The following is a 13799-nucleotide window of genomic DNA, read 5'->3' as shown; positions in this document are numbered from 1 at the left end:
GTCCATTTTGGTATTTTTTATAACTAAATTACATTTGAGCTTACATCCTTATTATAACTATGTCTATAAATCACACAAATGATCAGCTAATACTCTACCATTATTGCCATCACAAGGATAGTGTGATATATTCATATATGACCTCATATTGATTTATGGGTTGTTTCATTGACCGGTATATGCTCAAACTTTGGCTAGGATGAGCATCTATCGGTTTTTTCTTTTCTGTAATAATCTCCTTCTTTGTTCTCTATTACTACATCTCATATAACTAATAATTATATAAGCTTAAAACTTAAGTCAAGAATAATTCATACTTATGAGGTAATAATTATTTTTTATGAAAAATGAATGATGATTTTATGAATTAATATATATGATTGAATAATTATTTTTTATGCAGTATAATTATTATTAACGTGTTATATTTTGATATAGCAAAATTAGTTTTTAACATTTAGTGTATACTCCACACTATTCATCCCAACACTACCAGCCACTCGTCTTATCACATGATAATAGTTATTCCTAATCCAATCAGCCATAAATCTTGTTGGCATTGTTAATGTCAAGGTTTTGGTTTCCTTACACTCGGCAACTTCTGCTTTTGCAAACCAAGCTTGGTCAATATGATCACCCAGCTCCTCCCTCACACCTTTTCTAATTTGATGCCATGCTGTCTCTTCTGCTTTTGCTTCTGATTCCCTAGTTGATCCTAGGTCTCCAATAGATTTGCCATTAGGATCAATATCAAATGTTTTTGTTTTTTGTGGTAGCATTTCTTCTCCTACTTCCTACACATAATACCCATTAATGCCATATACTGCTTCTAATTGCACACTTAAAGTTGCTATTTGTCTCTCATTTTGTCAACAGCGGTCGAAAAATGATACAGATTTTTAATATGCAACGGCTGAAAATTGATACAGTATCATAAAAAAATTATCTGACAAAACTTACGCTATGAGTAAAAAAGTGATAAATTATTGTAAAAATAATTAAACATGTCAAAGAGGATAAAGTTGCAAGCAATACCAATTAATAGGACAGATTATTGTCAATTTTTAATAGTTAGCCAAAAGAATTATAGTTTAACCTACTACGCTGAACATGCAAAGAAATGTAGTCATGATGTTATTAATAGATTTTTAAGGAATAAAAAATATACACCTTCTTTGTTATGGGAACACATCAAGAATGATGTTATTTTTTCATCTAATGGATATACAATATTTGATGATACGGTTTTAAATAAAAGGAATACGAAGCAAATAGAAATTGCAAGATCGCAGTACAGTGGAGCTACAGGTAGAGTTACTAAAGGTATAGGAGTAGTGAGTCTGGTATATTATAACCCTGATATTAATAAGTTTTGGGTAATAGATTATCGAATTTTTGCACCTGATCATGATGGAGCAACAAAACTAGAACACCTATTAAACATGTTAAATAATGCTGTTTATAGCAAGAAGATTCCTTTTCAAACAGTACTTTTTGACACATGGTATTCTACACACAAAATTATGCAACATATTGACTCTCTGGGGAAATATTATTATGCCCCTATTAAAGCCAATAGAAACGTTAGTAAAACACACGATTCTAAACCTTATAAAGCTGTAAAAGAGTTGACATTTTCAGATGAAGAGATCAGGCATGGAGTAGAGATTCATATAAAAGGCTTTGCTAAAAATAAGCATGTTAATTTGTTTAAATTTACTGTTTCTACCAACAGAGTTGAGTATGTTGTTACCAATAACAAAACTCACAAATCTTCTAAAGCTGCACAAGATGAGTGTGGCTTTCGATGGGTAATTGAGAGCATGCACAGAGAAATTAAGCAACTTACTGGGATAGAACGTTGTCAATGCAGGAAACAGCGTATTCAACGTAATCATATTAGTTGGGCATTTTTAGTTTGGGCATTTCTCAAAAGGACTGCAAATACAATCGGTAAAACGGTTTACCAAATAAAGTTAGGGCTTTTAGATGACTATATGCAACAACAGCTGCGTTCTCCATCTTTACGATATTTAGAACCAAACATAGCGTAAGTTTTGAAGTTTGATGACCCTATTAATATCTTAGAAAAAGATAAATAGTAATACGTTTACCCATGCTCCCTATGCTTAGGTGGAGCATATTTATTTTGAACCTTTATTGCAGCACTTTTATTTTTAGTTATAAATGATTCTAAATCATCTTTAGTAAATTTGAACTTAGCAATATTTTCATCATAAGTTTTAGTTTTATTAAATCTTGTATCTTTGCTTTTATCTATAGCAAACACCTCTATAAAACTTTCTTTTACTTCATTAGAAGTACTTGGATCATTCAATACATGGAATAAAGCCTTTACTGAATTTGTATTGTCTTTTAATGTACCATTACGGCTAGTTGCAGCTGTTATTACATATTCTGTAAGAAGTGGCTGTAAATTTTCTTTAGTTAAAGCATTAACATTACAAAATGATAATAGTATTTTTGCTTTATCATCATGGTTTTCAACAACTCCTTGTTGCCATTTAGAATCATTATTTTCCTTTGACGGAATAAACATTTCTAATAATTTGATTCCAAAGGTTTTATTTAAATTCTTGTTGTCATAAACTTCATAAACATTTAATAGAAATTTCTGATGTTCAAGCGTTTTATCTTTTTCTTTAGCAAGCCCATGATTATTAGCATATTCCATAGTTTGGCAATATCCTTTAATATGTAGATAGTTAGCATATTTTTGGGCATCTTTAAAATCAAGAGTATCGATTCCTTGAGTATCTAAAACAACAGTATTTAAAGCATTCTCACGTAGCTGCTCATTTGTTTCTTTTAGAGTATCGGTATATTTAAATTTTCCACCTATTTTTGCAATCATTTTAAATAATACGTTAGCTAAAAATTTTATAATTTCACTTGGACTTTTAAATTCTCTAGCACTATATATCGCAATATTTGCATCCGCTTCCATGCCAACACCAAAAGCCATAGAAAGAGTTCTCTTTTGCTTTTTAGCTAATATAATCTCATCTGTATCATTCGTTATTTCTTTTACATCAAATTCTGGTTCATTATCTTTAAAATATTTTGTCGGGACATTATCTAAATAACCACCGTCAACATATTTTTTGCCATTAATTTCTACCGGCTCAAAAACAAGTGGGATAGAAGCAGAAGCACGACAGGCTAAAGCAACTTCAACATCAGGTGTATCAAGGCTACTAAAAATAGTTAGTGTGCCTGCATCTTTCTCAACAGCCGTAACCACTAAATCTTTATAGTTAGTAGGATCATATTTTCGAAGTAATACTAAATCCCTAAAATATATTTTACCACCGCTTTTATGTCTTTCTCTTAACCTATCTAAATCTTTATCATCTTTGACATTTACAATATCTGGTCTTTGTAAAAAATCACCTACATTATCTTTTATAGTTTTATCAAGCAAATTATATAAAGGTTTACCATCTTTATTTAACTGTAAAACACCAGCAGAAAACCCTTTTTGTCCTAGTAAATCTTGTAAATTAGTAGTTTTAGATATTTCTTCAAATCGCTCAGCTGGTGTACCAAATGCCACTATTGCTGCAGTTATAGCACCGGCTGATGAGCCTGCAACAGCTTTTACCTTATCTAAAAGATGGGCTTTTTTTAGTGCAGCATAAGCACCTGAATATATAGCCCCTTTAGCCCCACCACCGCTAAAAGCTACATATTCTATAAGAGCTTCTTCAGAATCTTCTATATTTCTAATTGGAGTTTCTTGAACTTCTTTTAGATCATCTATATATTTGACTTGCTCTTCTTGAGGTTTTTTTAAATCAACAATAGGTTTAATAAAATTTCGATTTTTTTTAAAGTTTTCTATTTCTGCCATAATTTACATTTATTTAGTTAAATTATTTTCTACAAATTCCCAATTGATCATATGCTTAATAAAAATGTCAACGTAATCAGGACGTTTGTTACGATAATCAATATAATAAGCATGCTCCCAAACATCACATGCAAGAAGCGGTTGCATACCATTTGCTATAGGTGTACCAGCATTTGCAGTTTTTACAATTTGTAATCTATTATTATGATATACAAGCCAAGCCCAGCCACTCCCGAACTGCCCCGTTGCTTCTGCTTTAAACTGTTCACAAAACCCTTCAAAACTACCAAAATCCTCATTAATTTGCTTTAATATTTTACCACTTGGCTTTCCTCCACCATTTGGCTTTATTGAATGCCAAAAAAATGTATGATTCCAAACTTGTGCAGCATTATTAAAAATTGCAATATTTTGATTTTGTGATGACCATTCTATAATTTCTTCTAAATTCTTTTTTTGTAGTTCTTCTTTATCTTTTAGCAAATTATTTAAATTCTGCACGTAAGAATTATGGTGTTTACCATGATGGTACTCAAAAGTTTCAGCAGTAAAATGTGGTTTAAAACTTTCTTTGTTATAAGGCAAATTAGGTAGCACAAAAGGATAGGAAGTTTGATTAGATTTATCACAATAAGTCATGTTATTTTTCTCCTGTTTTATTATTAGTCTCTAGAAAAAATATATAAAGAATAGCTTTTTGTACGAATAACCAAAAAACTTATATCATAAGTAAGCATACTGTATTTATTAAAACTAATAAATAAAAAATAATAAGGAAAATAATATAGAAATAGTAATGCCTTGAAAATGCAAGGACTAAGTAGAACAAAACCTATAAATTTTCTGCCCAAATTTCATTGGGGGTTTTATAACCAAAAATCTTTCTTGGCATGTTATTTAAAATCTCAGCAACATTGTCAAGAGCTCTTTGTGTAACGGTAGTAATATCTGTATTTTTAGGTAAAATTCTATGAATCATAGAATTCATTTTTTCCACTAATGCTTTTTGTCTAGGGCGGTATGGATCACAAAAGAAAGTTTGAAACCCAGATAGTCTATAGGCAACATGCCCCACAAACTCTTTGCCATTATCCATAGTAATAGTCTTTCTCACACTATTTGGAAGAGTTTTTATCTTTCTTAAAAAACCATTGGTAACTGTTGTAGCTCTCTTGGAGTTATTCAGCACTAAAATAATCTTTTGACTCTTTTTATCCACCAGTGCACCAATATTCATACTTTGATTACCTTTATGAAATGTAAGATCTGCCTCAAAATTCCCTACTTCTACCTTTTTCGTAGCTATTGCATCACGCTGATGTATTGAGATCCTTTGTGGTATAATGATCCTTTGACGCCTCTTCCCTCTTTCTTGCCTTTTATATCTTTTAGAAGGTAAATAGCTATATAACTTTAATTTAGCTGCTACTACAGAAGTGTAAACAAATCTATATATACTTTCTGTACTGATACACAAAGCTGTATTTTTGTCTAGTTTTAACTTTCCGGCTATAGCATCCGGCGACCATTTCTTGCGAATCATAGCATTTTTAATATAATCTAACAACATAGGGTTCTTTTCTATTTTTAATAACTCTTGCTGATACATCCTATTTTCATATTTTTCCTGAGCAACACAAGGCATATACTTATCTTTTACCTTATTTCTTTTTAGCTCTATACTAATAGTGCTTTTAGACCTCGTAAGATGTTGTGCTATCTTATTAATACTGACTCCTAGGTCATACATTCTTTTTATCTCATATCTCTCTTCTCGAGATAAGTGTCTATATTTTCTGTTCATCATTACCTATTTAAAATCTTATTATTTTAAATAGGTTCTGTTCTACTTACTTATAGTATTTTCACCTTATAGGCACATTGCTTGCGGAATTTGATTCTACTACCTCGTGTCATCCTACAAGCTTTTAGCAGAATGACAGGGGAAACTGATCCACGCAATAAATCTAGTCTTTTTTTAATTCGCTAAGAGAAATGCCTTTTCAAGAGGTAATAGTTTGAGACCTGGTAACATTGGCATAATTAATTTTATTCCGGCTTTTTCGTTGCTGTTACCATGCACTAAGATAAAAGAACCATCTTGAACTTTTTCACCTTTTGCAAGCCAAGCATCGCTTCCGAGCGGAATAAATCCGAAATCTTTCAGTTTTTCTATTAATGTAATGTTTGATCTGAAACTAAACCAGGAAAACGGAAGAAAGGGGATGGAAGCAATATTATGGCTAACTAGTACTTTCCCTGCTTCAAGCACTTCGCTTTCAAAATTTTCTTTATTAGAGAGAAGAAAATTATTTTCAAGAGGTTTATCCTTGAAATAAGGGTGGCTAAATGAATGGTAAACCCAAGTAATTTGTAAATGACCTTTTTGTTGCTGCTGTACTAACCATAAAAATTCTTTCTCATGTTTATTGATCCATAAACCCGAAACACATATAGCAATTGGAATAGGTTTATTTAGCTTAACAGATAGCTCAACAAGTTTGTTAAAAAATTCCTCCTCAAAGCTTTTAGAAGAAGGACACATATCAATTGTAAGAAATTGTCCTTTTACCTCATACATTGAATGAGTAGCACCATAATTTTGTTGTATATAAGGTGGCTTTGTATATTTATTTAAAGCTTTGATATAAGGGGTATTATCTAGTTTTTTGAGAAGATTTTGCTTTTCTGCTTCATTCTTAGGTAACTCCACTTGGTCTTGCGAAATTAGAGTAGTTTTAAAGGAATTTGGATCGACTAAAACAAAATATTTTTTAGAATTATTTAAGTACGAACGTATAGTAATTTTTGTTTCTTTATCGCTAGTGATTATAGGCAAAAAGACTGATTTATAGTCAACTATTTTTTCATTTGCATAACTCGCATTAAAAAACAATATTATAAAAACAAAACTTAAAACTTTTCTTATTACTCTCTATTTATAACGCTTGTATAAAACTCCACAATCTTATCTTTTACCGCTATTGGATCATTCATTAAATTAACAGCTCCCCTAAATTCTGCCGAATTAGGCAACCCGCTACTATACCAATCCATATGTTTACGAGCGATAGGTACGCCTGCAGATTCACCATAATAATCAACGATAGCCTGATAATGCTCAAGCACTATTTCTAGCTGCTCCTCTATAGAGGGTGCCGGTTTTTCCTCACCTGTTTTAAGATAGTGGTCAATTTGCGAAATAAGCCAAGGTTTGCCATATGCCCCTCTACCGACCATAACCCCGTCTGCACCGGATTTCTCTAATGCTTCTTTAGCTTTGGCGAAATTAGTGATATCGCCATTAGCAATAACCGGAATTTTTACTGCTTCTTTAACGTTTTTGATAAACTCCCAATCAGCATTACCTGAATAAAATTGGCACCTAGTTCTGCCGTGAACTGTCACCATTTGAATCCCTGATCTTTCCGCAATTTTAGCTAGAGTTGGAGCATTTTTTGTCTGATCATCCCAGCCCATACGCATTTTAACAGTTACTGGAATTTTTACTGCTTTAATGGCTGCTTCAAAAATTTTAGCTGCAAGCCCCTCATCTCTCATCAAAGCCGAACCTGAATAGCCGTTTACAACCTTTTTTGCTGGACAGCCAAAATTCAGATCGATAATTTTTGCTCCCATATCCTCATTCATCTTAGCAGCTTCGGCTATTACATTCGGCTCACAACCGGCAAGCTGCACGCATGCACTTGTTGCATCGTCTTGCATAATAGAACATTTTTGCAGTGATTGCCTAGATTCTACAATCATTGCTCTGCTTGCAATCATTTCCGATACCACAAGCCCCGCTCCGAATCTTTTCACTAATCTTCTAAATTCTAAATCCGTTACACCGGACATCGGAGCTAGTATTACGTTTGAAGAAAATTCAATGTTACCAATTTTTATCATAAAAAATGCTATATAAATAATTACGCATTATACTATAATTTCTTATTTTTGTCTAATACTAGTAAATTAAGAATAGACAAAAGCCAATTAATCTATTATAAGGATTAGATTACTTTTCTAGATAAAACGAGTACATACTCAAATGATTTGGAGAATTGGAATGTAAAACAAGGGGCGAACACGCGGAGCCTATACTTAATAGGTGAGCATGTGAGTTCCCCGAAGTTTTGCAGAGCCAATTCTTCAAATCAGAAGAGTATATTTGGCCATGTAGCTCAGTTGGTAGAGCAAAGGACTGAAAATCCTTGTGTCGTTGGTTCGATTCCGACCATGGCCACCACTTCTTAATCACTCCCCATTAATTAGCTTTTTAAAGTAATTGATTTTATTAAGACCAGAAATAATTTTCATTACTTTTTAAGACTTTTATATTTAACACAAAATCATTCTCATCATAGATGAAAATTTTAACTATAGCTTAATGCGATAAGGTAGTGACTATAGTATGAGTTGGATTATACTAAATGAAAAACTTATGGCAAAGGCATATTCATACGATTTAAGAATACGAGTAATAAAAAGTTTAACAGATGGTAAAACAATAAAAGAGACTTCAGAGATATACTCTATTAGTAGGAAGACTATAATAGAGTGGAAAAAATTAAAGAAACAAACTGGGGATGTCAAAGCAAAAAGTGGTTATCATACAGGACATCGTAGAATAATAAGAGACATAGAGGGATTTAAAAAATTTATAGAATTAAATTTTGATAAAACCACCATGGAGCTAGCTAATAACTGGAGTCAAAAAGTATCTGCAAGTACGATATCAAGATTGCTTAATAAATTAGGTTATAGTTATAAAAAAAACTTTTCTTCATCCCAAAAGGGATATTGGTCTAAGGAATGAGTTTATATTGAAACTAAAAACTATAGATAAACAAGATTTAGTATTTATCGATGAGTCTGGGATAGAAGATAATAGCTGTAGAGAACACGGGTGGAGCATTATCGGTCAAAGATGTTATGGTGAAAAGGTCTATCAACATAAATCACGGATTAGTATGATTGCTGGGCTGTGTGTCAAAGATATTATTGCCCCAATAATATTTGATGGGACATGTAATAAAGACATTTTTGAAACTTATGTACAAGAGATATTGATCAAGGAATTAAAGGCTGGTCAGATAGTAGTAATGGATAATATTAATTTTCATAAAAGTACAAAAGTGAAAACGTTAATTGAATCTGTTGGTTGCAGTATTTTATTTTTACCAACTTACTCTCCTGACTTAAATCCTATTGAGCATTACTGGTTTAAAATCAAGAATGAAATAAGAAAAACTATTTCTAATTTTGAGCACTTTTTTGATGCTGTTTACTATGCTCTTAAAAAAGTCATTACCTTATCGCATTAAGCTATAACTTGAGATATGATAACGTACCAAAAATAATAGAACGAAACAAACCCGAATAGGATTTCGGCAATTGTTTATCAATTATAAGTATAATTTTTTGCATGGCGATTTGAATAAAAGTAATCCCCGCCGCAAGCAGCGGGGTATTTTAGAAGAAAGCTAGCTGATGATCCTCATGCAGTTTCTGATATTCCTTGCCTTGGTTTTTTACGTATTTTCCTATCATATTCTCATTTCCATGCTTACCTACCGTACTCGTAAAATATCCATCAGTCCAAAATTCTCCACCCCATAATTGTTTCTTTACCTGTGGACACTGTCTAAATATTTGACGAGCTGTAACACTTTTAATTGTTGTTACTATTTTTGTTACGCTATAGGTTGGTACAGATTGTACCAAAAAATGGACATGATCTTCATCAACCCCTATTTCTAAAAATTTTATTTGATATCTCTTTTCTATCTCTAAACATATTTCTCGTAATACTTGATCAACTGATACGTCAAACACTGCTCGGCGATATTTTGCTGGAAATACCATGTAGCAGTACCGTAACATTATGACTTTTATGTATATATTTGCTCATTCCGCCATATTACGCCGCAAGCGGCGGGGAATATACCCAAAAGAGATTAAACTATGAATTAACTTATAGTAAGAATGAAAATGCAAGGACTAAGTAGAACAAAACCTATAAATTTTCTGCCCAAATTTCATTGGGGGTTTTATAACCAAAAATCTTTCTTGGCATGTTATTTAAAATCTCAGCAACATTGTCAAGACCTCTTTGTGTAACGGTAGTAATATCTGTATTTTTAGGTAAAATTCTATGAATCATAGAATTCATTTTTTCCACTAATGCTTTTTGTCTAGGGCGGTATGGATCACAAAAGAAAGTTTGAAACCCAGATAGTCTATAGGCAACATGCCCCACAAACTCTTTGCCATTATCCATAGTAATAGTCTTTCTCACACTATTTGGAAGAGTTTTTATCTTTCTTAAAAAACCATTGGTAACTGTTGTAGCTCTCTTGGAGTTATTCAGCACTAAAATAATCTTTTGACTCTTTTTATCCACCAGTGCACCAATATTCATACTTTGATTACCTTTATGAAATGTAAGATCTGCCTCAAAATTCCCTACTTCTACCTTTTTCGTAGCTATTGCATCACGCTGATGTATTGAGATCCTTTGTGGTATAATGATCCTTTGACGCCTCTTCCCTCTTTCTTGCCTTTTATATCTTTTAGAAGGTAAATAGCTATATAACTTTAATTTAGCTGCTACTGCAGAAGTGTAAACAAATCTACAAAACTTACGCTATGAGTAAAAAAGTGATAAATTATTGTAAAAATAATTAAACATGTCAAAGAGGATAAAGTTGCAAGCAATACCAATTAATAGGACAGATTATTGTCAATTTTTAATAGTTAGCCAAAAGAATTATAGTTTAACCTACTACGCTGAACATGCAAAGAAATGTAGTCATGATGTTATTAATAGATTTTTAAGGAATAAAAAATATACACCTTCTTTGTTATGGGAACACATCAAGAATGATGTTATTTTTTCATCTAATGGATATACAATATTTGATGATACGGTTTTAAATAAAAGGAATACGAAGCAAATAGAAATTGCAAGATCGCAGTACAGTGGAGCTACAGGTAGAGTTACTAAAGGTATAGGAGTAGTGAGTCTGGTATATTATAACCCTGATATTAATAAGTTTTGGGTAATAGATTATCGAATTTTTGCACCTGATCATGATGGAGCAACAAAACTAGAACACCTATTAAACATGTTAAATAATGCTGTTTATAGCAAGAAGATTCCTTTTCAAACAGTACTTTTTGACACATGGTATTCTACACACAAAATTATGCAACATGTTGACTCTCTGGGGAAATATTATTATGCCCCTATTAAAGCCAATAGAAACGTTAGTAAAACACACGATTCTAAACCTTATAAAGCTGTAAAAGAGTTGACATTTTCAGATGAAGAGATCAGGCATGGAGTAGAGATTCATATAAAAGGCTTTGCTAAAAATAAGCATGTTAATTTGTTTAAATTTACTGTTTCTACCAATAGAGTTGAGTATGTTGTTACCAATAACAAAACTCACAAATCTTCTAAAGCTGCACAAGATGAGTGTGGCTTTCGATGGGTAATTGAGAGCATGCACAGAGAAATTAAGCAACTTACTGGGATAGAACGTTGTCAATGCAGGAAACAGCGTCTTCAACGTAATCATATTAGTTGTGCATTTTTGTTTGGGCATTTCTCAAAAGGACTGCAAATACAATCGGTAAAACGGTTTACCAAATAAAGTTAGGGCTTTTAGATGACTATATGCAACAACAGCTGCGTTCTCCATCTTTACGATATTTAGAACCAAACATAGCGTAAGTTTTGTAGCATCATTGCAGGAAAAAGCTAGCGTTATTGTATAGCTTCTATGTCATTCCCGCGTAGGCGGGAATCCAGGAAAAAAAGTCTAAATATAGCAATTTTTTAGAATATAAAAGCTCGATATTATCTCGCTTTATGCTGGATTCCCGCCTACGCGGGAATGACATATAAGGTCACCTATACCTGAAAAAAATATAACATTTTTTTAAAAATGTCCGGTACTATAGAATAAATCATGGGATGACAGGGGAACTATATTCTTTTACGTATAAATAAATATAAACCTATTGATAAAATGAGGGATATATTTAGGTAGCAAGCAGTAATAAAAGCTAATTTTTTTGAAGCAAAGTTTTGTAGTGTAAAGTGAGCAGAAGTAGCTATTAATACTGATAAAGCAGCAAATAATATCGGCATGAAAGTTGTTTTTTTGCTGTAAGGATATTTTAAGAAAACTGCCAATGCTAAAAATGGTAATACAAAATTATATAAAGGCCAAATTATTCGTTGATGAGCTTCAGCAATTAATTTAATTTTTTTCATAGGGTTTAGATCAACAGGGGGTTCTAGTAATTCCTCAATATAATATTCGTTTGCTTCCTTATTATGCGTTGTTCTTTCTGATATTAACAGATTATCATTTTGCAGCTTTATCATCAATGAATCAAAAGTTAGCTGCGTCAGATTCCCATTTATATTATATTCTTGCCTACTACCCTTACTAAGCTCAAAAATAGGATCATTCTCATATATATCAAGTATTCCGGAATTTGCAAATACTACAGATGGGTTATCAGCATTGCGGTTATCAAATATGATTACGCCTTTCATAACATTTCCTGCAGATTTTTTATCTATATAAACAGTAATATGTTTTGTTATTTTGTTAAAAGTCTTTTCCTCAATCATACTTGATATGTAGTTATTCTTTATAAAGCTTAAACGTGATTTTAAATTTATATGGGATAAAGGTATGACAGTGGAAGATATATAATAAGCAAGTAATGCGACTATTAATGCAACATATAAAGCAGGTAGAGCTAATTGTAGATTACCTACCCCTGAAGTTTGTAATATAATTAATTGCCTCTCAATTTTTAGGTTATTATAAATATAAATTATTGTAATAACTGTTATGATGGGTAATAAAATAAATAATAAGGTAGGCAGTACTAAAATTATTAAACTCAAGAAATCCATAACTTTTATACCTTTGTCAAATAAATATAAAAGCTTTAATACTTGAGTAATCCATACCAAGCTAGTCATTGAAAAAGTAATGACTATAAGCAAAGGTAGGATATTTTTTATAAAATATTTTCTATATAACAGCATATATTTGTTTTATTTAAAATTGGTTGTGGTGTTATTCCCTAGTTTTTAGCTCATTCCCGCGTAGGCGGGAATCCAGCATAAAGCGAGATAAATCGAGCTTTTGGCTTTAAAAACTATTTTTCAATTACTGGTACTGGACTCCGTGGATAAGCCATAAGAGATGACATTAAAATAGTCTGGATTCCCGCCTATGCGGGAATGACATTAATAAAAAATCACCCATCCACTTTATTACATTATTTTTAAAAATTTGGTAAATTATTTTACCGATTAATATTGTTACAAATCCGGTAATAATACCATAAATTATGTCGCTTGGATAGTGCATAGCAAGACTAATGCGAGATAAAGATACTAATATAATAACACAAATCATTAATATTTTAACTGGTAATTTTATATAATTCCAGATAAAATACGTTACTAAAACGCTAAGTGCTGCGTGACTACTTGGAAAACTCGATAAACATCTTTCGCTTGCAGTATTTAATATAGTGATAAAACTTCCCTCAGGTAGGCTACAATAAGGACGTGGTAAATTAACAGTAAATTTAAGAGCAGTAAAGACCAAACCAAATACGCCATATACTATCCCGATTTCAACTAATTTATTATAATTATGCCAAAATTTATTTTGTAGCTCATTATCGTTTTTGATTTTCTTTAGTTGAATATAAAGATATATACAGTATAAAATATATATTATGGCGAAATTAGCGATATTAAAGCAAAAAGAAAATATTCTTAAAAAATAGGCAAACAGACCGATATTAGTAATTTTATTTAAGAATAAAAATATTTCTTGATTTAAGCCGCAAAAATTATAAAAAACTTCAAACATTATTT

General features: G+C 31.7%; 11 protein-coding genes, 1 tRNA gene and 3 pseudogenes. 5 read left to right on the top strand and 10 right to left on the bottom strand.

All coding sequences use genetic code 11. The features are described from left to right. Positions 1-443: 443 nt before the first annotated feature. Positions 444-779 (bottom strand): DnaA N-terminal domain-containing protein, encoded by a 336-nt coding sequence (locus AAGD55_RS04320; RefSeq protein WP_341792267.1) that lies wholly within the window; start codon positions 777-779, stop codon positions 444-446. A 225-nt stretch (positions 780-1004) separates the two neighbouring features. Between AAGD55_RS04320 and AAGD55_RS04315 the strand changes: the two genes are divergently transcribed. Further along, on the top strand, positions 1005-2054 hold the full coding sequence (locus AAGD55_RS04315) for a transposase (RefSeq protein WP_341792266.1): 1050 nt from the start codon (positions 1005-1007) through the stop codon (positions 2052-2054). A gap of 56 nt (positions 2055-2110) precedes the next feature. On the opposite strand, the gene AAGD55_RS04310 is transcribed toward AAGD55_RS04315, so the two are convergent. The 5 genes and pseudogenes from AAGD55_RS04310 to dusB form a co-directional block, all read right to left on the bottom strand. Then, positions 2111-3874 carry a patatin-like phospholipase family protein gene (locus AAGD55_RS04310; RefSeq protein WP_341792265.1) on the bottom strand — a complete coding sequence of 588 codons (1764 nt, stop codon included), beginning with the start codon at positions 3872-3874 and terminating at the stop codon, positions 2111-2113. 9 nt (positions 3875-3883) lie between these two features. Further along, positions 3884-4513, bottom strand: coding sequence for a superoxide dismutase (locus AAGD55_RS04305; protein ID WP_341792264.1), 630 nt, complete (start codon positions 4511-4513; stop codon positions 3884-3886). A gap of 193 nt (positions 4514-4706) precedes the next feature. Next, positions 4707-5681, bottom strand: a complete 975-nt coding sequence (locus AAGD55_RS04300; protein WP_341792263.1) for an IS30 family transposase — start codon at positions 5679-5681, stop codon at positions 4707-4709. Between the two features lie 171 nt (positions 5682-5852). Further along, a pseudogene (locus AAGD55_RS04295) lies at positions 5853-6803 on the bottom strand (polysaccharide deacetylase family protein). Then, on the bottom strand, positions 6803-7783 hold the full coding sequence (dusB, locus tag AAGD55_RS04290; RefSeq protein WP_341792262.1) for a tRNA dihydrouridine synthase DusB: 981 nt from the start codon (positions 7781-7783) through the stop codon (positions 6803-6805). Before dusB ends, AAGD55_RS04295 begins: the two are co-directional and overlap by 1 nt. Positions 7784-8047: 264 nt before the next feature. On the opposite strand from dusB, the gene AAGD55_RS04285 reads away from it, so the two are divergent. Further along, positions 8048-8123, top strand: a tRNA-Phe gene (locus tag AAGD55_RS04285). Between the two features lie 195 nt (positions 8124-8318). Continuing rightward, a protein-coding gene (locus tag AAGD55_RS04280) for an IS630 family transposase (RefSeq protein ID WP_341792515.1) occupies positions 8319-9201 on the top strand; the annotation gives its coding sequence in 2 pieces (ribosomal slippage) (positions 8319-8645 and positions 8647-9201; 882 coding nt in all). 148 nt (positions 9202-9349) lie between these two features. Here AAGD55_RS04280 and tnpA read toward each other — a convergent pair. Both tnpA and AAGD55_RS04270 read right to left on the bottom strand, forming a co-directional pair. Next, positions 9350-9788: pseudogene (gene tnpA, locus AAGD55_RS04275) on the bottom strand (IS200/IS605 family transposase). A gap of 105 nt (positions 9789-9893) precedes the next feature. Continuing rightward, positions 9894-10445, bottom strand: a pseudogene (locus AAGD55_RS04270) (IS30 family transposase); the annotation flags it as partial. 121 nt (positions 10446-10566) lie between these two features. On the opposite strand from AAGD55_RS04270, the gene AAGD55_RS04265 reads away from it, so the two are divergent. Both AAGD55_RS04265 and AAGD55_RS04260 read left to right on the top strand, forming a co-directional pair. Then, positions 10567-11535 (top strand): transposase, encoded by a 969-nt coding sequence (locus tag AAGD55_RS04265; RefSeq protein ID WP_341792261.1) that lies wholly within the window; start codon positions 10567-10569, stop codon positions 11533-11535. Continuing rightward, complete coding sequence (locus tag AAGD55_RS04260; protein WP_341792221.1) at positions 11466-11615, top strand: hypothetical protein; 150 nt, start codon at positions 11466-11468, stop codon at positions 11613-11615. The genes AAGD55_RS04265 and AAGD55_RS04260 overlap by 70 nt, the downstream gene beginning before the upstream one ends. Positions 11616-11870: 255 nt before the next feature. Here AAGD55_RS04260 and AAGD55_RS04255 read toward each other — a convergent pair whose 3' ends face one another. Together AAGD55_RS04255 and AAGD55_RS04250 are read right to left on the bottom strand one after the other, a co-directional pair. Further along, on the bottom strand, positions 11871-12953 hold the full coding sequence (locus AAGD55_RS04255; RefSeq protein WP_341792260.1) for an LptF/LptG family permease: 1083 nt from the start codon (positions 12951-12953) through the stop codon (positions 11871-11873). 166 nt (positions 12954-13119) lie between these two features. Further along, on the bottom strand, positions 13120-13794 hold the full coding sequence (locus tag AAGD55_RS04250; RefSeq protein WP_341792259.1) for a phosphatase PAP2 family protein: 675 nt from the start codon (positions 13792-13794) through the stop codon (positions 13120-13122). Positions 13795-13799 lie beyond the last annotated feature (5 nt).

The organism is Rickettsia endosymbiont of Gonocerus acuteangulatus, assembly GCF_964026435.1.
GTDB lineage: Bacteria > Pseudomonadota > Alphaproteobacteria > Rickettsiales > Rickettsiaceae > Rickettsia.
This window is presented reverse-complemented; position numbering and strand designations above follow the sequence as displayed.